This window comes from Variovorax frigidus, assembly GCF_051216515.1.
Lineage (GTDB): Bacteria > Pseudomonadota > Gammaproteobacteria > Burkholderiales > Burkholderiaceae_C > Variovorax.
Window position 1 is genome coordinate 635471 of the sequence record NZ_JBPJZF010000002.1, and the last position, 22893, is coordinate 658363.

Annotated in this window: 23 protein-coding genes; 17 read left to right on the forward strand and 6 right to left on the reverse strand. The window is 67.5% G+C overall.

Going from position 1 to position 22893, the window contains the following annotated elements; all coding sequences use genetic code 11:
• Window positions 1–46: 46 nt before the first annotated feature.
• Complete coding sequence (locus tag ACSFBC_RS08205; protein WP_183024585.1) at window positions 47–721, reverse strand: Crp/Fnr family transcriptional regulator; 675 nt, start codon at window positions 719–721, stop codon at window positions 47–49.
• A gap of 163 nt (window positions 722–884) precedes the next feature.
• Between ACSFBC_RS08205 and trxB the strand changes: the two genes are divergently transcribed.
• From trxB to rpmG, 3 genes are all read left to right on the forward strand, one after another.
• On the forward strand, window positions 885–1835 hold the full coding sequence (gene trxB, locus ACSFBC_RS08210; RefSeq protein ID WP_435509808.1) for a thioredoxin-disulfide reductase: 951 nt from the start codon (window positions 885–887) through the stop codon (window positions 1833–1835).
• Window positions 1836–2087: 252 nt separating this feature from the next.
• Window positions 2088–2321 (forward strand): 50S ribosomal protein L28, encoded by a 234-nt coding sequence (rpmB, locus tag ACSFBC_RS08215; RefSeq protein WP_007830293.1) that lies wholly within the window; start codon window positions 2088–2090, stop codon window positions 2319–2321.
• An 11-nt stretch (window positions 2322–2332) separates the two neighbouring features.
• Window positions 2333–2506, forward strand: coding sequence for a 50S ribosomal protein L33 (rpmG, locus tag ACSFBC_RS08220; RefSeq protein ID WP_007830291.1), 174 nt, complete (start codon window positions 2333–2335; stop codon window positions 2504–2506).
• Window positions 2507–2799: 293 nt separating this feature from the next.
• Here the strand turns inward: rpmG and ACSFBC_RS08225 are convergent, their stop codons facing one another.
• Window positions 2800–4014, reverse strand: coding sequence for a DesA family fatty acid desaturase (locus tag ACSFBC_RS08225; RefSeq protein ID WP_435509809.1), 1215 nt, complete (start codon window positions 4012–4014; stop codon window positions 2800–2802).
• A gap of 145 nt (window positions 4015–4159) precedes the next feature.
• A complete protein-coding gene (locus tag ACSFBC_RS08230) occupies window positions 4160–5431 on the reverse strand; it encodes an RsmB/NOP family class I SAM-dependent RNA methyltransferase (protein ID WP_435509810.1) in 1272 nt (423 codons plus the stop codon).
• Between the two features lie 67 nt (window positions 5432–5498).
• On the opposite strand from ACSFBC_RS08230, the gene ACSFBC_RS08235 reads away from it, so the two are divergent.
• Window positions 5499–5735: a DUF1653 domain-containing protein gene (locus tag ACSFBC_RS08235; RefSeq protein ID WP_435509811.1), complete on the forward strand. Its 237-nt coding sequence runs from the start codon at window positions 5499–5501 to the stop codon at window positions 5733–5735.
• Window positions 5736–5751: 16 nt separating this feature from the next.
• Here ACSFBC_RS08235 and ACSFBC_RS08240 read toward each other — a convergent pair whose 3' ends face one another.
• Together ACSFBC_RS08240 and purN are read right to left on the reverse strand one after the other, a co-directional pair.
• On the reverse strand, window positions 5752–6105 hold the full coding sequence (locus ACSFBC_RS08240; RefSeq protein WP_435509812.1) for an I78 family peptidase inhibitor: 354 nt from the start codon (window positions 6103–6105) through the stop codon (window positions 5752–5754).
• A 28-nt stretch (window positions 6106–6133) separates the two neighbouring features.
• Window positions 6134–6718 (reverse strand): phosphoribosylglycinamide formyltransferase, encoded by a 585-nt coding sequence (gene purN, locus ACSFBC_RS08245; RefSeq protein ID WP_435509813.1) that lies wholly within the window; start codon window positions 6716–6718, stop codon window positions 6134–6136.
• A gap of 154 nt (window positions 6719–6872) precedes the next feature.
• On the opposite strand from purN, the gene ACSFBC_RS08250 reads away from it, so the two are divergent.
• From ACSFBC_RS08250 to ACSFBC_RS08265, 4 genes are all read left to right on the forward strand, one after another.
• Window positions 6873–8054, forward strand: a complete 1182-nt coding sequence (locus ACSFBC_RS08250) for an acyl-CoA dehydrogenase family protein (RefSeq protein WP_435509814.1) — start codon at window positions 6873–6875, stop codon at window positions 8052–8054.
• A gap of 94 nt (window positions 8055–8148) precedes the next feature.
• Window positions 8149–9264, forward strand: a complete 1116-nt coding sequence (locus ACSFBC_RS08255) for an acyl-CoA dehydrogenase family protein (protein ID WP_435509815.1) — start codon at window positions 8149–8151, stop codon at window positions 9262–9264.
• A gap of 291 nt (window positions 9265–9555) precedes the next feature.
• Window positions 9556–10911: an alpha/beta fold hydrolase gene (locus ACSFBC_RS08260; RefSeq protein WP_435509816.1), complete on the forward strand. Its 1356-nt coding sequence runs from the start codon at window positions 9556–9558 to the stop codon at window positions 10909–10911.
• A gap of 4 nt (window positions 10912–10915) precedes the next feature.
• Window positions 10916–11698 carry an enoyl-CoA hydratase gene (locus tag ACSFBC_RS08265; protein WP_435509817.1) on the forward strand — a complete coding sequence of 261 codons (783 nt, stop codon included), beginning with the start codon at window positions 10916–10918 and terminating at the stop codon, window positions 11696–11698.
• Between the two features lie 115 nt (window positions 11699–11813).
• Here the strand turns inward: ACSFBC_RS08265 and ACSFBC_RS08270 are convergent, their stop codons facing one another.
• Window positions 11814–12371, reverse strand: coding sequence for an HNH endonuclease (locus ACSFBC_RS08270; protein ID WP_435509818.1), 558 nt, complete (start codon window positions 12369–12371; stop codon window positions 11814–11816).
• 168 nt (window positions 12372–12539) lie between these two features.
• Between ACSFBC_RS08270 and ACSFBC_RS08275 the strand changes: the two genes are divergently transcribed.
• From ACSFBC_RS08275 to ACSFBC_RS08315, 9 genes are all read left to right on the forward strand, one after another.
• Window positions 12540–13640, forward strand: a complete 1101-nt coding sequence (locus ACSFBC_RS08275) for a bifunctional riboflavin kinase/FMN adenylyltransferase (protein WP_435509819.1) — start codon at window positions 12540–12542, stop codon at window positions 13638–13640.
• Window positions 13641–13746: 106 nt separating this feature from the next.
• Window positions 13747–16599: an isoleucine--tRNA ligase gene (gene ileS, locus ACSFBC_RS08280; RefSeq protein WP_435509820.1), complete on the forward strand. Its 2853-nt coding sequence runs from the start codon at window positions 13747–13749 to the stop codon at window positions 16597–16599.
• The gene (lspA, locus tag ACSFBC_RS08285; protein ID WP_435509821.1) at window positions 16599–17117 is read left to right on the forward strand and encodes a signal peptidase II; all 519 of its coding nucleotides are present in this window, start codon (window positions 16599–16601) and stop codon (window positions 17115–17117) included. Before ileS ends, lspA begins: the two co-directional genes overlap by 1 nt.
• Before the next feature lie 129 nt (window positions 17118–17246).
• Window positions 17247–18245 carry a LacI family DNA-binding transcriptional regulator gene (locus ACSFBC_RS08290; RefSeq protein WP_435509822.1) on the forward strand — a complete coding sequence of 333 codons (999 nt, stop codon included), beginning with the start codon at window positions 17247–17249 and terminating at the stop codon, window positions 18243–18245.
• Between the two features lie 50 nt (window positions 18246–18295).
• Complete coding sequence (locus ACSFBC_RS08295) at window positions 18296–19309, forward strand: ABC transporter substrate-binding protein (RefSeq protein WP_435509823.1); 1014 nt, start codon at window positions 18296–18298, stop codon at window positions 19307–19309.
• Window positions 19306–20118, forward strand: coding sequence for an ABC transporter permease (locus ACSFBC_RS08300; protein WP_435509824.1), 813 nt, complete (start codon window positions 19306–19308; stop codon window positions 20116–20118). The genes ACSFBC_RS08295 and ACSFBC_RS08300 overlap by 4 nt, the downstream gene beginning before the upstream one ends.
• 18 nt (window positions 20119–20136) lie before the next feature.
• On the forward strand, window positions 20137–20937 hold the full coding sequence (locus tag ACSFBC_RS08305) for an ABC transporter permease (protein WP_435509825.1): 801 nt from the start codon (window positions 20137–20139) through the stop codon (window positions 20935–20937).
• On the forward strand, window positions 20927–21994 hold the full coding sequence (locus ACSFBC_RS08310) for an ABC transporter ATP-binding protein (protein ID WP_435509826.1): 1068 nt from the start codon (window positions 20927–20929) through the stop codon (window positions 21992–21994). Before ACSFBC_RS08305 ends, ACSFBC_RS08310 begins: the two co-directional genes overlap by 11 nt.
• Window positions 21991–22818, forward strand: coding sequence for a phosphodiesterase (locus ACSFBC_RS08315; protein ID WP_435509827.1), 828 nt, complete (start codon window positions 21991–21993; stop codon window positions 22816–22818). Before ACSFBC_RS08310 ends, ACSFBC_RS08315 begins: the two co-directional genes overlap by 4 nt.
• The last annotated feature ends 75 nt before the right edge of the window (window positions 22819–22893 follow it).

The following is a 22893-nucleotide window of genomic DNA, read 5'->3' on the forward strand; positions in this document are numbered from 1 at the left end:
ACACACGGGCACAGCGCACCTGAATGGGCATCTGCCCCTCGGGGGCTCACGCCAGCGAGGCGAGCCGTTCCTTGACGATCATCGAGCCGTCGACTTGTGTCTGAACGAAACCACGCTCTTCGAGGTCCTTCATGACGCGGCTGACCATCTCGCGCGAAGCGCCGACCATCTTGGCCAGATCCTGGCGCGAGATCTTGTCGCGGATCTTGAGGTTGCCCTGCCCGTCGTCGACCGCGAACTCGATCAGCGAGCGCGCGACGCGCCCGTAGACGTCCATCAGCGCCAGCGATTCGATCTTGCGGTCGGCGTGGCGCAGGCGCTGCACCAGGCCGCGCATGATGTTGTACGACATCGAGGAATTCTCGGGCAGGCAGCGGGAGAAGGCATCGCGGTCGAGCATCAGCACGTCGGTCTGGACCTCGGTGCGCACGGTGGCCGAGTGCGGCTCGTCGTCGATCAGGCTCATCTCGCCGATGTAGTCGCCAGGCTGCAGCGTGGCCAGGATGACCTCGCGGCCCCGGCTGTCGGTGCTCATCACCCGTGCCCGTCCGGTCAGGATGATGAAGAGCGAATCCGACTTCTTGCCCTGCTCCACCACCATTTCCGCGCGCTTGAATCGCTTTTTGACGATCGCATCGGCAATGCTGGCCGATTGCGTCGGCGTCAGGGCCGCGAACAGAGGCACACGCCTGAGCAATTCAAGATTGGACAGCATCGACATTCATCAGTCCCCGTGAAGCGCGTGATTTCAGATCCATCGATTCATACAATCGCACGCATTGAAAACGCCTCCTACCGGAGGCGGCCCTGCAAGTGATACTCCTAGACTATCACCCCCTCAAAATGTACACCCTGATACAGGAAGAACGCCAAGTTTTCCACATATGACGTCGCCAACACACGCAAAGGTTCTCATCCTGGGCTCGGGCCCCGCCGGCTATACGGCCGCCGTCTACGCCGCCCGGGCCAATCTGCAGCCTCTTCTGATCACCGGCATGGCCCAGGGCGGACAGCTCATGACCACGACGGAAGTGGACAACTGGCCCGCCGACGTCCATGGCGTGCAGGGCCCCGAGCTCATGCAACGCTTTCTGGAGCACGCCGAGCGCTTCAAGACCCAGATCGTGTTCGACCACATCAGCAAGGTCGACTTCAGCCAGCGCCCGTTCACGCTGACCGGCGACAGCGGCACCTACACCTGCGACGCGTTGATCATCGCGACCGGCGCGTCGGCCAAGTACCTGGGCCTGCCCTCCGAGGAGGCCTTCATGGGCCGCGGCGTCTCGGGTTGCGCGACCTGCGACGGCTTCTTCTACAAGAATGAGGAAGTTTGCGTGATCGGCGGCGGCAACACCGCCGTGGAAGAAGCGCTGTACCTCTCGAACATCGCGAGCAAGGTCACGCTGGTGCACCGCCGCGACAAGTTCAAGGCCGAACCGATCCTGGTCGACAAGCTGCACGAGAAGGTCGCGGAAGGCAAGATCGTGCTCAAGACCCACAACACGCTCGACGAAGTGCTCGGCGACGGCACCGGCGTCACCGGCATCCGGCTCAAGAGCACCGAAACCGGCGCCACCGAGGACCTGACGCTCAAGGGCTGCTTCATCGCGATCGGCCACCATCCGAACACCGACATCTTCGAAGGCCAGCTCGACATGAAGGGCGGCTACATCGTCACGCGCTCGGGCCTGCAGGGCTTCGCCACGATGACCAGCGTGCCTGGCGTGTTCGCGGCCGGCGACGTGCAGGACAACATCTACCGCCAGGCCATCACCAGCGCCGGCACGGGCTGCATGGCCGCCCTCGACGCCCAGCGCTTCCTGGAGCAGGAATAAGCGCTTTTCCGCGCGAAGGCGGCCTCGCCTTCGCGCTGTAGCGCGCAGAAACCGCGCTGCGCTATAATCTCAGGCTTTGCCGAAATCTGCGCACGTTGAAAAACGCCGACGCGGGTGCGGCAGCCGGGGTACCGCCACCCGTTTCTGGCGAGGTCAAGCTGCAAAACATCCCGCAACGCCCTGTTGTGTGCGAGCCCTCCTGATTCAGGCAAGGCTCCATGGGTGCCAGCTGTTTATGAAAGAAGTGTCCACATGGCACGCGTATGTGACGTCACGGGCAAGGGCCCGATGGTCGGGAACAATGTTTCCCACGCCAACAACAAAACCAAGCGCCGGTTCCTCCCGAACCTGCAATACCGTCGTTTCTGGGTCGAAACCGAAAACCGTTGGGTTCGCCTGCGGGTTTCGAGCGCTGCACTGCGCCTGATCGACAAGAACGGCATCGATGCCGTGCTCGCAGACCTGCGCGCACGCGGCCAAGCTTAAGGAGCTGAATCATGGCAACGAGCAAAGGCGGACGCGAGAAGATCAAGCTGGAATCCACCGCGGGTACCGGTCACTTCTACACCACGAGCAAGAACAAGAAGACGATGCCTGAAAAGATGTCGATCATGAAGTTCGACCCCAAGGCACGCAAGCATGTCGAATACAAGGAAATCAAGCTGAAGTAATTCAGCCTGAGCCCCATAAAAAAACCCGCTGTGATCCAGCGGGTTTTTTTGCGTCTGCGAAGACTGGTGTCAGCGAAAGATGCCCCTTTCGTGGGACACCGCGGAACCGGCTTCGCCGGGCCGCTGGTGTCGCCACCGGTAGGGGGTAGGAGGAGGCGACACGCAGTGCGCCGCAGCCTGGGGGCGAGCCAGGGACACCGCGGAACCGGCTCCGCCGGGCCGCCGGTGTCGCCCCCGGTCGGGGGTAGGAGGAGGCGACACGCAGTGCGCCGCAGCCTGGGGGCGAGCCAAATTCACCCGCGCGCAGCGCGCAGGCGGACCGAAAACTCGTGCAGCGCAGCGATGCCGCTGGCTTCGGCGCGGTGGCACCAGGCGGCCAGATCGACGGCCAACTGCTCGCGCGACTGCGAAGTGTTGAGCCAGAGCTGACGCAGCTCTTCGCGCATCGTCACCATCTTGTCGAGCACCGGATGCGCCTCACGGGCCTGCACCAGGCTCGGCTTGGCGGCCTCAGGCACCTTGTCGTCGTCGCGGTGCAGCCAGCGGTTCGCGGCCTTGAGCACCGACAGATCGGCACCCTTGGCCTTGAGCTGCGCGAGTTCGTCCTTGACGGTGCTGCGCATGCCGCGGGCATAGCCGGCCATGACTTCGTAGCGGTTGGCGATCACGGCCTCGAGCGTCTTCTCGTCTGCCACCGGGCGCACTTCGCCGATCAGCATCTTCGGCGGCACTTTCTTGACCTTGGCCCAGCCGATGGCCTGGAAGACCTGGATGTAGAGCCAGCCGATGTCGAACTCGTATTTCTTGACCGAGAACTTGGCCGAGGTGGGATAGGTATGGTGGTTGTTGTGCAGCTCTTCACCGCCGATGATCAGGCCGATCGGCGAGATGTTGCGGCTGGCGTCCACCGCCTCGAAATTGCGGTAGCCCCAGAAGTGACCGATGCCGTTGACCACGCCGGCCGCCCAGAACGGGATCCAGAGCATCTGCACGGCCCACACGGCCGCACCGGCCGCGCCGAACAGGGCGAGGTTGATCACCAGCATCAGGCCCACGCCCTGCCAGCTGAAGCGCGAATACAGGTTGCGCTCGATCCAGTCGTCGGGTGTGCCATGGCCGTAACGCGCGATGGTTTCCTTGTTCTTGGATTCCTTGCGGTACAGCTCGGCGCCGCGCCACATGACTTCGTCGATGCCCTTGACCTGCGGGCTGTGCGGATCTTCCTCGGTCTCGCACTTGGCGTGGTGCTTGCGGTGGATGGCGACCCATTCCTTGGTCACCATGCCCGTGCCCAGCCACAGCCAGAAGCGGAAGAAATGCGAGGGGATCGGCCCCAGATCCATGGCGCGGTGCGTCTGCGTGCGGTGCAGGAAGATCGTCACGCCGGCGATGGTGATGTGCGTGGTGACGAGCGTGTACAGCACGATCTCCCACCATGCGAGGTCCCACAAGCCGTGTCCGAGCCAGTCGATGGCCGCGCTCAGGACGGCAGAGTCAGGAAGCAACATTGAATTCAGTACTCCATGGCCGCACGAAGGTGCAGCCCCCAGGTAACCTGCGATTTTAAGGGTTCGAGCCCCCGAAGAGGCCTAAATCCTTGATGCCACAGGCGTTTTCACCTACTTTGGAGTGCCGAACCTAGTTCCGGTTCCCTTACTTCCGGGTCCAGACGGCCGCAAAGAAACCGTCGGTGGCATGCCGGTGCGGCCAGAGGCGCAGGTAGCGCGTGGCAGCCTCACCGCCGGCACCCAGTTGCGCCGCCCCGGCCACCTTCAAATCCGTCAGCAGTGCCGTCGCCTCCTGGGGTTCGAAGTCGGGATTGGCGGCGCTGAAGGCCTCCGCAATGGCTTCGTTCTCCTCGGGCAGCACGCTGCAGGTCGCGTAGACCAGCCGGCCACCCGATTTCACGAGCCGCGCGGCGCTCTGCAGGATGGCCATCTGCTTGGCCGTCAATTCCTCGACCGACTTGGGCGACTGGCGCCACTTGAGGTCCGGGTTGCGTCGCAGCGTGCCCAGGCCCGAACAGGGTGCATCGACCAGCACGCGGTCGATCTTGCCGGCCAGCCGCTTGATGCGCTCGTCGCGTTCATGCGCGATGGCGGCCGGGTGGACGTTCGACAGCTTGCTGCGCGCCAGCCGCGGCTTGAGCGCGTCGAGCCGGTGGGCCGAGGTGTCGAAGGCATAGAGCCGGCCGGTGTTGCGCATGGTGGCGCCGATCGCCAGCGTCTTGCCGCCGGCGCCGGCGCAGAAATCCACCACCATCTCGCCGCGCTTGGCGTCGAGCAGCAGGGCCAGCAGCTGCGAGCCCTCATCCTGCACTTCGACCGCGCCGCGCGCGAAGGCGTCGAGCTTGTTCAGCGCGGGCTTGCCGTCGATGCGCAGGCCCCAGGGCGAGAAGGGCGTGGGAACGGCCTTGATCGAGGCCAGCGCCAGCTCCTTCTGCACGTCGGGACGCTTGTCGTGCAGCGCGTTCACGCGCAGATCGAGCGGGGCCGGCTGTTGCAGGCTTTCGGCCAGGGGCCAGAACTGGTCGCCCAGTTGCGCCTTCAGCGGCGCGACCAGCCACTCGGGCAGGTTGTGGCGGTGGCGCTCGAGCAGGTCGTCGGGGCGAACCGCGTCGCAGTTGTCGAGCCAGCGCTTTTCGTTGTCGTTGAGCGCGCTCTTGAGGAAATCACGCGGGCCGTGAAAGCCCAGGATCGCCATGCGGCGCTCCTTCGAACCGGTGCCCGAAGGCGACAGGTGGTCGAACAGAAGCTTCTTGCGCAGGACCGTGAAAACGGTCTCCGCCAGGGTGGCGCGCTCGCGCGGGCCGAACTCGCGGTGCTCGCGGAAAAAACGGGAAACGACCTGATCGGCCGGGTGATCGAACTTCAAGACAAGGCCGACCAGATCGGCGCAGGCTTCCAACAGGGCTTTGGGGTGCATGCCCCGATTGTCTCAGCCGCGGGCCCTCGCCTTCTTCCGGGCCGGCACCGCGAACGAAAATGTGTCCATGAACGACAACGACCTGCCCCTCCTGATCGAAACACCCCCCGGGCGCTACCGCCACTACAAGGGCGGCGAGTACGACGTCGTCGGCACGGTGCGGCACAGCGAAACGCTCGAGCCGATGACGCTCTACCGCGCGCTCTACGGGCAGCGCGGCCTGTGGGTGCGCCCCGCTGCCATGTTCGAGGAAGAGATCGTGTTCGAGGGGCACACGCAGCCCCGCTTCCGCAAGATCGACTGAGGACGCCGCGGCGCGCTCAGCCGCAACGCACGGCGGTCACGCGGCCGCGTGCGTCGACCTCCAGATTCAGGCGCGCGGCGTTGAACTCCATCGTCACGGCCTGGCCCGGCTTCAGCACGCGCGACACAGAGGCATTGGCGCGCGTCCGCGCGGCGACTTCGAGCTGCGGCGACAACGCCTGACCCACCGCAAACCGGGCGCCCGCGGCGCTGCATTCGGGCTGGGGCACGGGCGCGGGCTTCGGCGCCGGCTTGACCGCCACCGGCACGCCAACAACGGGCGCCGCCGGCGGCGGCGGAGGCGCCGCACACGCCATCAGCAGGCCGCTCGCCAGGGCGGCGATGGAAAAACCGATCGTTCGTTGGGTCATTGGGCACTCCCTGAAAAACCGGATTGTGTCATCGGGACTGCGCCAGCCAATGGGCGATTGCGCGCGGATAGAGCCGGTGCTCCTGCGTCAGCACGCGCGCCGCCAGGGCCTCGGCCGTGTCGCCGGCCAGCACCGGCACGACGGCCTGGTCGACGATCGGCCCATGGTCGAGTTCTGCCGTGACCTGGTGCACCGTGGCGCCGGCCACGCGGCAGCCCGCGGCGATGGCGCGCCGGTGCGTGTCGAGCCCCGGAAAGGCCGGCAGCAGCGAGGGATGGATGTTGAGGAGACGCCCGTCGTACCGCGCCACGAAAGCCGGCGTGAGGATGCGCATGAAGCCCGCCAGCACCACCAGGCTCGGCGCGTGGGCATCGATCGCCTCGGCCAGCGCCGCATCGAAGGCCTCGCGCGTCGCGAAGGCCTGGTGCGAGACCACTGCCGTGGCGATGCCCTGTGTCTTGGCGAAAGCCAGTCCGCCCGCTTCCGCCTTGTTGCTCACGACGGCGGCGATGCGCGCGCCGAGGCGCTCTGCCCAGCGCTCTTGTGCGGCCGCTTGCACGATGGCGGCCATGTTGGAGCCTCCGCCCGAAATCAGGATCACGATGTTTTTCATGGGTCGCGGGATTATCCGTGTGCGCACCGCGCGACCCTGGCGCGCCGGGTTGTCGCAGCGCGGACACCCGAATCACGCACGACCGTGCTAAAAAGTCGGATCCCGGAGACACGCCGCCCTCCTCGCGGCGACGGAATCAACCATCGAGGCAAGCATGGATTTGAGCTTCACACCCGAAGAACAAGCGTTCCGCGAAGAAGTTCGCGCATGGGTCAAGGACAACCTTCCCCAAGAGATCTCGCACAAGGTGCACAACGCGCTCGAACTGACGCGCGACGATCTGCAAGGCTGGGCCAAGATCCTCGGCAAGAAGGGCTGGCTGGGCTACGGCTGGCCGAAGGAATTCGGCGGCCCGGGCTGGACCGCCATCCAGCGCCACCTGTTCGAGGAAGAAACCGCACTGGCCGGCGCGCCGCGCATCATCCCCTTCGGCCCTGTCATGGTCGCCCCGGTGATCATGGCCTTCGGCAACGCCGAACAGCAGAAGCGCTTCCTGCCCGGCATCGCCAGCGGCGAAGTCTGGTGGAGCCAGGGCTACAGCGAACCGGGCTCGGGCTCCGACCTCGCTTCGGTCAAGACCAAGGCCGAGCGCAAGGGCGACAAGTACATCGTCAACGGCCAGAAGACCTGGACCACGCTCGGCCAATTCGGCGACTGGATGTTCAACCTCGTGCGCACCAGCAACGAAGGCAAGCCGCAAACGGGCATCAGCTTCCTGCTGCTCGACATGAAGTCGCCCGGCGTCACCGTGCGCCCGATCAAGCTGCTCGACGGCGGCCATGAAGTCAACGAAGTGTTCTTCGACAACGTCGAAGTGCCGGCCGAGAACCTGATCGGCGAAGAGAACAAGGGCTGGACCTATGCCAAGCACCTGCTCTCGCACGAGCGCACCAACATCGCCGACGTGAACCGCGCCAAGCGCGAGCTCGAACGCCTCAAGCGCATCGCCAAGAGCGAGGGCGTCTACGACGAGCCGCGCTTCCGCGACGAGATCGCCAAGCTCGAAGTCGACATCGTCGCGCTCGAGATGATGGTGCTGCGCGTGCTGTCGGCCGCCACCTCGGGCAAGAACTCGCTCGACGTCGCCGGCCTGCTCAAGATCCGCGGCAGCGAAATCCAGCAGCGCTACAGCGAACTGATGATGCTGGCCGGCGGCCCGTACTCGCTGCCGCTGATCCGCGAAGCCATGGAAGCCGGCTGGCAAGGCAACTTCCCGGGCGGCAATCCGGCGCTCGCGCCGCTCACGTCGACCTTCTTCAACATGCGCAAGACCACCATCTACGGCGGCTCCAACGAAGTGCAACGCAACATCGTCGCGCAGACCGTTCTCGGCTGAAGCCGTAGAACGATCTGCGCTGCGCGCTGAATGTTTGGCTCCCCCAAGCCCCCTCCAGGAGGGGGCTCCAGCAAGGCTAACGCAAGGATTTGAAATGGACTTCAATTTCACCGACGACCAGGACCAGCTGCGCGACGCCGTTCGCAAGTGGGTCGACAAGGGCTATGACTTCGAGCGCCGCCGCGGCATCGAGGCCAAGGGCGGCTTCTCGCGCGAGGCCTGGGACGAACTGGCCGAACTCGGCCTGGGCGGCCTGTACATCGCCGAAGACGACGGCGGCCTGGGCATGGGCCCGGTGGCCGGCATGGTCGTGATGGAGGAACTGGGCCGCGGCATCGTGCTCGAGCCCTTCGCGCAGACGCTGATCGCCGGCGCCGTGCTCAGCGGCTATGCCGGTGCTGACGTCAAGGACAACTGGCTGCCGCGCATCGCCGGCGGCCAGGCGGTCGTGGTGCTGGCTTACCAGGAACGCAAGGCGCGCTACCGTCTCGACGTGTGCGAGGCCACGGCCGTGAAGTCGGACGGCGGTCATTCGCTGACCGGCGCCAAGAGCCTGGTGCCCGTGGGCGACGAGGCCGATGCCTTCATCGTCCCCGCCAAGGTCGACGGCAAGATCGCCCTCTTCCTGGTCGAGCGCAGCGCCAGCGGCGTCGAGGCACGCGGCTACGGCACGCAGGACGGCAGCCGCGCGGCCGAAGTCGTGTTCGACAAGGCCGACGCCACGCTGATCACCGCCGACGGCCTGACGGCGCTCGAGCACGCGGTGGACGTCGGCATCGCCGCCACCTGCGCCGAAGCGGTGGGCGTGATGGACAAGACCGTCGATCTGACCGTCGAGTACATGAACCAGCGCAAGCAGTTCGGCGTGGTGATCTCCAGCTTCCAGGCGCTGCGCCATCGCGTCGCCGACATGAAGATGCAGCTCGAACTCGCTCGCTCGATGAGCTACTACGCGACGCTCAAGCTCAACGCACCGGCGGAAGAACGCCGCCAGGCGCTGGCCCGCGCCAAGTACCAGCTGGGCACGTCGATGCGCTACGTGGCCGCGAATTCGGTGCAGCTGCACGGCGGCATCGGCGTGACCGACGAATACATCGGCAGCCACTACTTCCGCAAGCTCACGCAGCTGGAACTGACCTTCGGCGACACGCTGCACCACCTGGGCGAAGTGTCGGCCCGCATGCAGGACACGGCCGGCGTCTTCGCCTGAGGACTGGCTCACCCCAGTCTTCGCGCACCTTGGCCCGTCCTGAGCTTGTCGAAGGGTGTCGCTTCTCCAACCCCCTACCGGGGGCAACACCAGCGGCCCGGCAAAGCCGGTTCCGCGGTGTCACTGGACTCGCCCCCAGGATTCGCGCACTTCGTGTCGCTTCTCCAACCCCCTACCGGGGGCAACACCAGCGGCCCGGCAAAGCCGGTTCCGCGGTGTTCCACTGACAATCGCCCGCCCGCCTCATGCTGGTGGGCGTTTTTACTTGGAAACCAGCCCCAGGAACGCAACATGCCATCCCGCCGCACCCTCCTCGCCATGGCCGTCCTCGGGACCGCCGCCACCGCCATGCTGACCGCCTGCGCCACCTCCTCGCCGTCGACCCTCGAGCGCCCGCCGATCGTGTTCATGCACGGCAACGGCGATTCCGCCGCGCTGTGGCAGACCACGCTCTGGCGTTTCGAATCGAACGGCTGGCCGCGCGACCGGTTGTTCACGGTCGACCAACCCACCCCGCTGGCGCGCGACGACGACGCCGTGGCGCAACCGGGTCGCAGTTCGACCGCCGAATCGGCGGCCTTCCTCAAGGCCGAGGTCGACAAGGTGCTGAAGGCGACCGGCGCCAGCAAGGTGGTGCTGGTCGGCAACTCGCGCGGCGGCAACACCATCCGCAACTATGTGCAGAACGGCGGCGGCGCAGCCGTGGTGAGCCACGTGGTGCTGGGCGGCAACCCGGCGCACGGCATCTGGGCGGTCAAGGGCTTCCGCGAGAACAACGAGTTCTCGGGGCTCTCGCCCTTCATGCAGCAGCTCAATGCGCCCAAGGGTCCGAACGGCGACGAGGTCACGCCCGGCGTGAAGTGGCTGACCTTGCGCTCGGACAACAACGACAAGTACGCCCAGCCCGACGGCGCGTGGATCGGCGCGCCCGGCAAGCCCACGAACATCGGCTTCGACGGCCCCGCGCTCAAGGGCGCGACCAACCTCGTGCTGCCGCGTGCAGACCACCGCGAGGTCTCGTTCTCGCCTGCCGCGTTCGCCGCCACCTGGCAGTTCCTCACCGGCGAAGCGCCCCGCAGCACGGCCATCGCACCCGAAGCCCATGTAGTGCTCGGCGGCCGCGTGCTCAGCGCGGAGAACCTGCCGCTGGCCGGTGCGCAGCTCGCCGTCTACACGCTCGACCCGGCCACGGGCGTGCGACGCGGCGAGGCGGTGCACCGCCAGGACATCGGCGCCGACGGCCGCTGGGGACCGTTCGCCGCACGCGGCGACACGGCCTACGAGTTCGCGCTCGGCGCGGCCGGCGGCGTGACCCACCTCTACCGCAGCCCCTTCCCGCGCAGCAGCAGTGTGATCCACCTGCGGCCCGAGCGTCTCGCGGCGGCCGACGGCGGCGCACATGCGGTCGTGGTCTTCACGCGGCCGCGCGGCTATTTCGATGCGCAGCGCGACACCATGCGCTTCGACGGCCAGAGCCCGCCCGCCGGCGTGCCGCCCCGCGGCGCGGGCGTGTCGAACTCCCGGCTGCGCATTGCCGCGGCCGAGCCACAGCGCGTGGTGAGCGGCGAATTCAACGGCGAACGCATCGCCGGCCAGACCTGGCCCGCGGCGCAGGGCCACGTGACGGTGCTCGAACTCACGGACTGACGCCATGAACGAGACCACCTCCCCCTGCGTGCTGCACACGCGCGATACGCGCGGCGTGGTCACGCTGACGCTGAACCGGCCCGCGTCGTTCAACGCGCTGTCGCAGGCCATGATCGAGGCGCTCGAGCAGGCGCTGGAGGGCATCGCGGCCGACGAACACGTGCGCGCGGTCGTCATCGCCGGCGCCGGCAAGGCCTTCTGCGCCGGGCACGACCTCAAGGAGATGCGGGCCGAACCCTCGCTCGCCTATTACCAGCAGCTGTTCGAGCGCTGCGGCGCGATGATGCTGCGCATCCAGCGGCTCCCAGTACCCGTGATCGCGCGCGTGCACGGCATCGCGACGGCGGCCGGCTGCCAGCTGGTGGCGATGTGCGACCTGGCGGTGGCCGCAAGCGATGCGCGCTTCGCGGTCAGCGGCGTGAACGCCGGCCTGTTCTGCGCCACGCCCAGTGTCACGCTCTCGCGCAACCTGGGGCGCAAGGCGGCCTTCGAGATGCTGGTGACGGGCGCGTTCATCGGTGCCGAGGAAGCCCGCGACAAGGGGCTGGTCAACCGTGTGGCGCCGCCGGGGGACCTCGATGCGGAAGTCGAGTCGCTGGTCGCGAGCATCGTCGCCAAGCCACGCATCGCGCTGGCGCTGGGCAAGGGACTGTTCTATCGCCAGCTCGAAACCGGCATCGAGGCCGCGCTGGCCGATGCCAGCCAGACCATGGCCTGCAACATGATGGACGAGAGCGCGCTGGAAGGCGTGCAGGCCTTCATCGAAAAGCGTCCACCGAAGTTTTGACTCGCCCCCAGGTCGCTGCGCACTTCGTGTCGCCACTCCCACCCCCTACCGGGGGCAACACCGGCGGCCCGGCAAAGCCGGTTCCGCGGTGTTTCTGAAAGAGACAGCGGGTCTGTCAGCCGTGCAGCCGCGAACTCTGCGGCAGGTGCGCCATCAGGAATTCCATCTGGTCGGCCAGGATGCGACGGTTGCGCAGGATGAAGTCTTCCCAGAGGCTGGGCACGTAGGGGGTGTAGAGCAGCGGCATGTTGGCCTGCTCGGGCGTGCGGCTGCTCTTGCGGTGGTTGCAGGGCTTGCAGGCCGTGACCACGTTCATCCACACGTCGATGCCCTGCTGCGCGAAGGGAATGATGTGCTCGCGCGTGAGTGCGTCTTCGTGGAAATGGCCGCCGCAGTAGGCGCAGACGTTGCGATCGCGGGCGAACAGCTTGCTGTTGCTGAGCCCGGGCCGCTGCGTGAAGGGGTTGATGCGGGGCACGCCCTTGGTGCCGATGATGCTGTTGATCGCGATCTGCGACTGCAGGCCGGTGACCGCGTTGTGGCCGCCGCGGAAAATCGCCACCTGGGCGCCGACCTCCCAGCGCACCTCGTCCGCCGCATAGTGGAGGACCGCTTCTTCAAGCGAAATCCACGACTGGGGCAGCCCTTGGGCCGACAGCTTCAAGACCTTCACACACGCCTCCTGACAACAGGGAAGAACACGGAGAGACCCGGACCACGGCAGCACCCCGGAGGGCACGTCCCGCGACGCACTGCGTCACAATATACCGGCTTTGTGACAACATGCCCTGCCGTGGCCCCATTCCGCGGGCTTGCAGCGCTCTCAAAAACAGATCGATCCATGCAGGTTTTTCGCGGATTCCGGCATCCCGGCGTGGCTTCGGCCTGCGCCCTCACCATCGGCAATTTCGACGGCGTTCACCGTGGCCACCAGGCCATGCTGGCACTGCTCCAGACCGAAGCGCGCCAGCGCGGCCTGCCCAGCTGCGTGCTGACCTTCGAACCCCACCCGCGCGACTACTTCTCGGCACTCACCAAGCAGCCGGCGCTGGCCCCCGCCCGCATCGGCACGCTGCGCGACAAGCTCGGCGAGCTGGCGGCCTGCGGCGTGGCGCAGACCATCGTGCTGCCCTTCGACGCCCGGCTGGCCGCGCAATCGCCCGAGGCTTTCATCCAGCAGGTGCTGCGCGAAGGGCTCGGCGCGCGCTACGTGCTGGTGGGCGACGATTTCCGCTTCGGCGCCAAGCGTGCCGGCGACTACGCCATGCTCGACGCGGCCGGCGAACAGCACGGCTTCGACGTGGCGCGCATGAACAGCTACGAGATATCGGACCCCCACGCGCGGCTACGCCCCACGGCCCCCCAAGGGGGCCTGCCGGTCTCGGGGCGGCCCAGCGACGGGCGCGGGCTGCGGGTGTCCAGCTCGGCCGTGCGCGAGGCGCTGGCCGAGGGCCGCATGGCCGACGCCCAGACCCTGCTGGGCCGGCCCTACGCCATCTCGGGCCATGTGGTGCATGGCCGCAAGCTGGGGCGCGCGCTGGGGGCCTCCGCCCCGGGCCAGGAAGACGGCTTTCGCACGCTCAACCTGCGCTTCAAGCACTGGAAGCCGGCCGCCAGCGGCATCTTCGCGGTGCTGGTGCACGGGCTGGCCGAGCATCCGCTGCAAGGCGTGGCCAACCTCGGCGTGCGCCCCTCGCTCGACCCGAACGACGTCAATGCGGGGCGCGTGCTGCTGGAGACCCATTGCCTCGATTGGCCCGCCGAACTGGGGCGCGAGGGAGGCTACGGTAAAATCGTCCGCGTGGAACTGCTGCACAAACTGCACGACGAATTGCGCTACACCAGCCTCGAAGCCCTGACCGCGGGCATCGCCAAGGATGGCGACGACGCGCGCGCCTTCTTTGCGTCCACCCACCGTCAGACCACGCGCGACCGAATTTAAAGCGGAACCGTCATTCCGCCGCGCGCGGGCGCCCTCGTCATACCGGCGCCGCACCCTCCCCCGATTCTTCGAGCGCTGCCCCGCAGCGCAGACTTCTGGAAACCCCATGGCTGACAACAAAACCGCAGGCGGCACCGATTACCGCGCCACCCTCAACCTGCCCGACACCCCCTTCCCGATGCGCGGCGACATGTCCAAGCGCGAGCCGGGCTGGGTCAAGGAATGGGAAGACCAGGGTCTCTACAAGCGGCTGCGCGACGCCCGCATCGGCAGGCCCAAGTTCATCCTGCACGACGGCCCGCCCTATGCCAACGGCCAGATCCACATGGGTCACGCGGTCAACAAGATCCTCAAGGACATGATCACCAAGGCGCGCCAGCTCGAAGGCTTCGACGCGCTCTACGTGCCCGGCTGGGACTGTCATGGCCTGCCGATCGAGAACGCGATCGAGAAGAAGCACGGCCGCAACCTGAGCCGCGACGACATGCAGGCCAAGAGCCGCGCCTTCGCGACCGAGCAGATCGCGCAGCAGATGGCCGACTTCCAGCGCCTGGGCGTGCTGGGCGAGTGGGACCATCCGTACAAGACCATGGACTTCGCCAACGAGGCCGGCGAACTGCGCGCCTTCAAGCGCGTGATCGAGCGCGGCTTCGTCTACCGCGGCCTGAAGCCGGTGTACTGGTGCTTCGACTGCGGCTCGTCGCTGGCCGAGTTCGAGATCGAGTACGCCGACAAGAAGTCGCAGACCCTCGACGTGGCCTTCAAGGCGCACGAGCGTGAGAAGGTGCTGGCCGCCTTCGGCATCGACGGCGTGATCGGCGACATCTTCGCGGTCATCTGGACCACCACCGCCTGGACCATCCCGGCCAACCAGGCGATCAACCTGAACCCGGAGCTCGAGTACTCGCTGGTCGACACCGAGCGCGGCCTGCTGATCCTGGCGAATTCGCTGGTCGAGATGTGCATGACGCGCTATGCGCTCGACGGCAAGGTGCTGGCCACGGTCAAGGGCGAGGCGCTGGGTGGGCTCGAATTCGAGCATCCGCTGTACGACGTCGATGCCGGCTACCAACGCCTGTCGCCGGTCTACCTGGCCGACTACGCCACCGCCAGCGACGGCACCGGCCTGGTCCACTCGTCGCCCGCCTATGGCGTGGACGACTTCAACTCCTGCATCGCCCACGGCGTGGCCTACGACGACATCCTGAACCCGGTGCAGGGCAACGGCACCTACGCGCCCGACTTCCCGCTCTTCGGCGGGCAGCACATCTGGAAGGCCGTGCCGGAAATCATCGCCGCGTTGCGCGATGCCAACCGATTGCTCGCCACCGAAGGCATCACCCACAGCTATCCGCACTGCTGGCGCCACAAGACGCCGGTGATCTACCGCGCCGCGGCGCAGTGGTTCATCCGCATGGACGAGGGCGAAGGCGTGTTCACCAAAGACAAGGCGCCCAAGACGCTGCGTCAGACCGCGCTCGACGCCATCGAGCAGACCAGCTTCTATCCGGAGAACGGCAAGGCGCGCCTGCACGACATGATCGCCGGCCGGCCCGACTGGTGCATCTCGCGCCAGCGCAGCTGGGGCGTGCCGATCCCCTTCTTCCTGCACAAGGATTCGGGCGAGCTGCATCCGCGCACGATGGAGATCCTCGACCAGGCCGCCGACATCGTCGAGCGCGGCGGCATCGAGGCCTGGAGCCGCGTGACGACCGAGGAAATCCTCGGCACCGAGGACGCGCCCAGCTACACCAAGAGCACCGACATCCTCGAGGTGTGGTTCGATTCGGGCTCGACCTTCTATCACGTGCTGCGCGGCACGCACCCCAACGTGCACCACGACGTCGGCCCCGAGGCCGACCTGTACCTCGAAGGCCATGACCAGCACCGCGGCTGGTTCCACTCGTCGCTGCTGATCGCCTCGGCGCTCGAAGGCCGCGCGCCCTACAAGGGCCTGCTGACACACGGCTTCACGGTCGACAGCCAGGGCCGCAAGATGAGCAAGTCGCTCGGCAACGGCATCGACCCGCAGGAGGTCAGCAAGAAGCTGGGCGCCGAGATCATCCGTCTGTGGGTGGCCGCGAGCGACTACTCGGGCGACATCGCCGGCGACGACAAGATCCTGGCGCGCGTGGTCGACGCCTACCGCCGGATCCGCAACACGCTGCGCTTCCTGCTGGCCAACACCAGCGACTTCGACATCGCCAAGGATGCGGTGCCGCTCGACCAGCTGCTCGAGATCGACCGCTATGCGCTGACGCGCGCGGCCGAGTTCCAGGCCGAGATCCTCGCGCACTACCAGGTCTACGAATTCCACCCGGTGGTGGCCAAGCTGCAGATCTACTGCTCCGAAGACCTGGGCGGCTTCTACCTCGACGTGCTCAAGGACCGGCTCTACACCACCGCGCCCGGCTCGCATGCGCGCCGCAGCGCGCAGACCGCGCTGTGGCACATCACGCAGGCGATGCTGCGCTGGATGGCGCCCTTCCTGAGCTTCACCGCCGAAGAGGCCTGGAAGCTGGTGGGCACGGGCGAACCCGGCACCTCGATCTTCACGCAGGTCTACAGCGACCTGGGCACGCCCGACGAAGGGCTGCTGGCCAAGTGGACGCGCATCTGCGAGATCCGCGACAGCGTCAACAAGGAGATCGAAACGGTGCGCGCCACCGGCCAGGTCGGCTCGTCGCTGCAGGCCAACGTGGTGCTCACGGCCACCCCTGAAGACCATGCGCTGCTGGCCTCGCTGGGCGAAGACCTCAAGTTCGTGTTCATCACTTCGGCGGTCACGCTGGTGGCCGGCGACGCGCCTTCCGTTCTGGTCACGGCCAGCGCCGACACCAAGTGCGAGCGCTGCTGGCACTGGCGCGCCGACGTGGGCCACGATGCGGCGCACCCGACGCTGTGCGGTCGGTGCACCAGCAACCTCTACGGCGCCGGCGAAGCGCGGAGCGTCGCCTGATGGCCCGCGCCGCTGCCGCCAAGGGAGGTGCGGGCAAGGGCCTGGCCAACAGCATCTGGCCCTGGCTGGGCCTGGCGCTGGTGCTGTTCATCCTCGACCAGTTCACCAAGACGCTGATCCTGGGCTACTACCGGCTCGGCGACTGGACCTACGTCACCGGCTTTTTCAACATCGTGCGTGCGCACAACACCGGCGCGGCCTTCTCCTTCCTGGCCGACAGCTCGGGCTGGCAGCGCTGGCTGTTCACCGGCATCGGCGTGGTGGCCGCGATCTTCATCGTCTGGATGCTGAAGTCGCACGCGGGCCAGAAGCTGTTCAGCTTCGCCATGGCCTGCATCCTGGGCGGCGCCGTGGGCAACGTGGTCGACCGGATGATGCACGGCTATGTGGTCGACTTCCTGGACTTCCACGTCGCCGGGCGCCATTTCCCGGCCTTCAACGTGGCCGACGCGGCGATCACCGTCGGCGCCATCTGCCTGATCCTCGACGAGCTGCGGCGCGTGAAACGCGGCAAGTAGCCCGTCTCCTTCGCTCCTTCCGAAAACCGCGTCGACCCTCCTAGGGTTTACGCGGTTTTCTCGTTCGTCATCACGAAGTCATACTGCCGTGCTTCAATGTAATCGATTACATTGCGCCACCCCAAACAGATGAACATCCAGATCGTTGCCGAACGTGCGGGCGTCTCCGTCGCCACGGTGTCGCGCGCCTTCAACTTCCCCGACAAGGTGGCCCCGGCCACGCGTGCGCTGGTCGAACGCGTCGCCAAGGAGCTGGGCTACCTGCCGAACGCGAGCGCGCGCACCTTGCGCACCCAGCGCAGCCGCGTGCTGGGCGTGGTGCTGCCCACGCTGTTGAACCCGACCTTTGCCGAATGCCTGCAGGGCATCGCCGAGGCGGCGGCGGCTGGCGGCTACGCGATCATCCCGGTCACCACCGGCTATGAAGTCGACGAAGAGCAGCGCTCGGTCCACCAGCTGCTGGCCGGCAATGTCGACGGCATGATCCTGGTGGTCTCCAACCCCTCGAGCTCGGTCGCACTGCAGCGGCTGCACGGCGCGGCGGTGCCCTATGTGCTGGCCTACAACCGGCATCCGGCCCATCCCTGCGTCTCGGTCGACAGCGAGCGCGCCTCGGCCGAGGTGGTGGACCGCCTGGTGAGGCTGGGCCATCGGCGCATCGCCATGGTCAGCGGCACGCTGGCCGCCTCCGACCGCTCGCAGCAACGCTATCGCGGCTACCTCCAGGGCATGGCCGACGCCGGCCTGGACGCGCTGCCGCTGCTCGAGGTGCCCTTCGTCGAGACCGCGGTCGAGGCCGTGCGCCACTACCTCGAGGCCGACCCGCGCCCCAGCGCCCTGTTCTGCTCGAACGACCTGCTGGCGATCCGCTGCATCCGCGCCGCGCACCGCAACGGCCTGCGCGTGCCGCAGGACCTGGCGGTGGTCGGCTTCGACGGCATCGCACTCGGCGAGGACCTGACGCCGGCGCTGAGCACCGTGACCCAGCCCAACCACGACATCGGGCGCCACGCGGTGGAGCTGCTGGTGAAGGCGCTGGCCGCCGGCACCGCGCCCGGCGCCGACGCCAGCCTGCTGCTGCCGCATGCCTTCCGCGAAGGCGAGTCGTACGCGGCGGCGCCGACCTGATTCGCCCCTTTCCCTCTCTCCCATCGATCCCTTCCTCCAAGGAGCCTCCCATGTCTTCGACCCTCCGACGCATCGCCCGCCTGGGCGTGCTGGCTGCCGGCCTCGCCGCTGCCAGCGCGACCATGGCCCAGACCGCCATCTGCTACAACTGCCCGACCGAATGGGCCGACTGGGGCACTCAGCTGCGCGCCATCAAGGCCAAGACCGGCGTCACCGTGCCGGCCGACAACAAGAACTCCGGCCAGGCGCTCGCTCAGCTGGTGGCCGAGAAGGCCAGCCCGGTCGCCGACATGACCTACCTGGGCGTGACCTTCGCCATCCAGGCGCAGAAGGAAGGCGTGGTCGCGCCCTACCAGCCCGCCAATTTCAAGGATATCCCCGATGGCCTCAAGGACCCGGCCGGCCACTGGTTCAGCATCCACTCCGGCACGCTCGGCTTCATGGTCAACGTCGATGCGCTCAAGGGCAAGCCGGTGCCGAAATCGTGGGCCGACCTGCTCAAGCCCGAATACAAGGGCCTGATCGGCTATCTGGACCCGGCCTCGGCCTTCGTCGGCTACGTCGGCGCGGTCGCCATCAACGAAGCGCGCGGCGGCAACCTCGACAACTTCGGCCCGGCCATCGACTACTTCAAGGCGCTGCAGAAGAACGAGCCCATCGTGCCCAAGCAGACCTCGTATGCGCGCGTGCTGTCGGGCGAGATCGCGATCCTGCTCGACTACGACTTCAACGCCTACCGCGCCAAGTACAAGGACAAGGCCAACGTGGCCTTCGTGATCCCGACCGAAGGCACCGTGGTCGTGCCCTATGTGATGAGCATGGTGGCCAAGGCGCCGCATGCGGCCGACGCGAAGAAGGTGCTGGACTTCGTGCTGTCCGACGAGGGCCAGGCGATCTGGGCCAAGGCCTACCTGCGCCCGGTGCGCGCCGGCGCGATGCCCAAGGACGTCGAGGCCCAGTTCCTGCCCGCCGCCGAATACGCACGCGCCAAGACCGTCGACTACGGCCGCATGGCCGCCGCGCAGCGCGCCTTCTCCGACCGCTATCTGAAGGACGTGCGTTGAAGTCCAGGCAGCACTGGCTGCTGCTGGGCTGCGCAGCCCCGGCTGGCGCCTTCTTCCTGATGTTCTGGCTGCTGCCGGTGCTGCGCCTGATGGCGCTGCCGGCGGAGAAGGGCTGGGCCACCTATTTCGCCGTGCTGACCGACGGCCGCTATGTGCAGAGCATGGTCAACACCGTGCTGCTGTCGCTGGGCGTCACGCTGGCCACGCTGATCCTGGGCGGCGCGGTCGGCGTGTACCTGGCGCGACGCGAGTTCGTGGGCAAGCGCGTGCTGCTGTCGCTGCTGACGCTGCCGCTGTCCTTCCCCGGCGTGATCATCGGCTTCTTCGTGATCCTGCTGGGTGGCCGGCAGGGCCTGGTGGCCGACCTCTCCGACGCGCTGGTGGGCGAGCGCATCACCTTCGCCTACGGCCTGCTGGGCCTGTTCCTGGCCTACCTCTACTTCTCGCTGCCGCGCGCCATCGCCACCTACGCGGCGGCCGCGGAGTCGATGAACATGCAGCTCGAGGAAGCGGCCCGCTCGCTGGGCGCTTCGCGCCTGCGCGTGGTGCGGGACGTGTGGCTGCCCGAACTGGCCCCCACCACGCTGGCCTGCGGCGCGATCCTGTTCGCGACCTCGATGGGCGCCTTCGGCACGGCCTTCACGCTGGCCAGCAAATTCGAGGTGATCCCGATCACCATCTACAACGAGTTCACCAACTACGCCAACTTCGCGCTGGCCGCCTCGCTGTCGATCGCGCTCGGCGTCGTGACCTGGCTGGTGCTGTTCGTGGCCCGCCATTTCGGTGGACCACCCCCGACCGTGCGCTGAGGAACAGAGCAGACAAGCATGCGAAAGAACACGCAACCCAAGGCGCCCTTCCTGTTCGCGGTGACGGCCATCGTGAGCTTCTTCATGATTGCGCCGATGCTGCTGTCGGTGATGGCCGGCCTGGTCAACAACTACAGCGTCGGCCTCAAGAGCGGCCTCACGACCCGCTGGTTCGGCGAGGTGTGGGAGGTCTACGGCGGCACCGTCGGCTGGTCGCTCGCGCTGGCGCTGGTCTGCGTCGCGGGCACCATCGTGCTGGGCGTGCCCTGCGCCTATGCGCTGGCGCGCAGCCGCTCGCGCAGCGCGCGCATCTTCGAGGAACTGCTCACGCTGCCGGTGGCGGTGCCGGGCCTGGCGACCGCGCTGGCGCTGATCCTGGCCTACGGCCAGATCACGGCCTTCCGCCAGAGCTTCGCCTTCATCCTGGTCGGCCACATCGTCTTCACGCTGCCCTTCATGGTCCGCACCGTGGCCTCGGCCTTCCAGCGTAACGACCTGGTCGCACTCGAAGAAGCGGCGCGCACGCTGGGTGCGAGCTTTCGCCAGCGCTTCCTCGGCGTGCTGGTGCCCGCGGTGTTCCCGGCCATCGTCGCCGGCAGCCTGATGGTATTCACGCTCTCGGTCGGCGAATTCAACCTGACCTGGATGCTGCACACGCCGCTGACCCGCACGCTGCCCGTCGGCCTGGCCGACAGCTACGCCTCGATGCGCATCGAGGTCGGCTCGGCCTACACGCTGGTCTTCTTCATCGTCATTCTTCCGGTGCTGTGGGGCCTGCAGTCCCTCGCCCATCTCATGCAGAAACGCTATGGAACTTGAACGCATCCCCGTCGACGTCGAGAACGTCGCCAAGACCTACGCCGACGGCACGCGCGGCCTGCAGCCCACGCAGCTGCATGTGGAACCGGGCGAAGTGCTCGCACTGCTCGGCCCCTCGGGCTGCGGCAAGACCACGCTGCTGCGCCTGATCGCCGGACTCGAGACGCTGGACGCGGGCGGCCGCATCCGCTTCGGCGACCAGGACGTGACGAACAAGCCGGTCGAGCAGCGCGGCGTGGGCATGGTGTTCCAGAGCTACGCCCTGTTCCCGCAATTGAGCGTGGCCGCCAACATCGGCTACGGCCTGCGCATCCGCGGCGTGAGCGCGTCGGACGAGCGACGCACGGTCGGCGAACTGGTCGAGCTCACGCGCCTCACGGGCCTGGAGAACAAGCGCCCGTCCGAACTCTCGGGCGGCCAGCGCCAGCGCGTGGCCCTGGCCCGCGCCGTGGCCGTGCGCCCGCGCGTGCTGCTGCTCGACGAGCCGCTGGCGGCGCTCGACGCCAAGCTCAAGGAGTCGCTGCGCGACGAGCTTGCCGAGCTGCTGCGCCGGCTGCACATCACGGCCATCCACGTCACGCACGACCAGCAGGAAGCCATGGCCATCGCCGACCGGCTGGCCGTGATGCGCGCCGGCCGCATCGTGCAGATCGGCCGCGGCGAAGACCTCTACCGCGCGCCCAGCCATCCCTTCGTCGCCGAGTTCCTGGGCCGGGTGAACCGGCTCGAACGGTCGGCCCAGGCCATCGCGCAGGGCGTGATCGCGTGGGGCGGCACGACCGTTGCATGCCCGGCCGACTGGACGAACCACCCGACCCTGCTGCTGCGCCCCGAAGACGTCGAGATCGGCGCGCCCGGCCAGGCCGGCTGGGGCACGGCGCGCGTCGAGCAGCGCACCTTCCTCGGCGACCGCGTGCAGCTGCGCCTGAGCCTGGCCGACCAGCCGGGCCTGCTGGCCGACGCGGTGCGCGACACGCCCTTCAACGCCGGCGATGCCATCGGCATCCGCATCCGACCCGATCGCCTCATGCGCTCGCAGGAGGAGGTCGGCGCATGACCCCTACCGTTCTCGTTCAACTGACCGACCTCCACATTCGCGAACCCGGCCGGCTGGCCTACGGCCGGATCGACACCGCGCCCTACCTGAAGCGCGCGGTGCGGAGCGTGCTGCGCCTGCGCCAGGCGCCCGCTGCGGTGGTGATCACCGGCGACCTGAGCGACTTCGGCCGCGCCGCCGAGTACGCGCACATGGCCGAGCTGCTGGCGCCGCTCACCATGCCGGTCTACCTGATGCCGGGCAACCACGACGACCGCGACCAGTTGCGCCGCAGCTTCCCCGACCATGCCTACCTGGGCCCGGTCGGCGCGTTCGTGCAGTACAGCGTGAAGGTCGGCGACCTCCGCCTGCTCACGCTCGACACCTGCGTGCCCGGCCACAGCCACGGCACGCTCGATGCCGCGCGCCTGGCCTGGCTCGAAGGGCAGCTGGCGGCCTGCCGCGGCGAACCGGTGGTCATCGCGATGCACCATCCGCCCTTCCGCACGCTGATCGGCCACATGGACGACATCGGCCTGCTCGCAGGCCGGGCCGAACTCGAGGCGCTGGTCGCCCGCCATCCCAACGTCGAGCGCGTGATCTGCGGCCACCTGCACCGCGCGATCGACGTGCGCTTCGGCGGCACCATCGCCTCGACCTCGCCGGCGCCGGGCCACCAGGTCACGCTCGACCTCGACCCGCGGGCGCCCTCGTCCTGGGGCCTCGAGCCGCCGGGCTTCCGCGTGCACGCGTGGGACGGCGAACGCCTCGTCACGCACCTGGCCGCAGCGGGCGAATTCGAAGGCCCCTACCCTTTCCATGAGAATGGGGCCTTGATTGACTGAACCCGGCGTCCCTCGCTGACGTCTTGCCGCACATCCCGTGTCGACAATAGAGGCTCACTGAACAACAAAGACAAG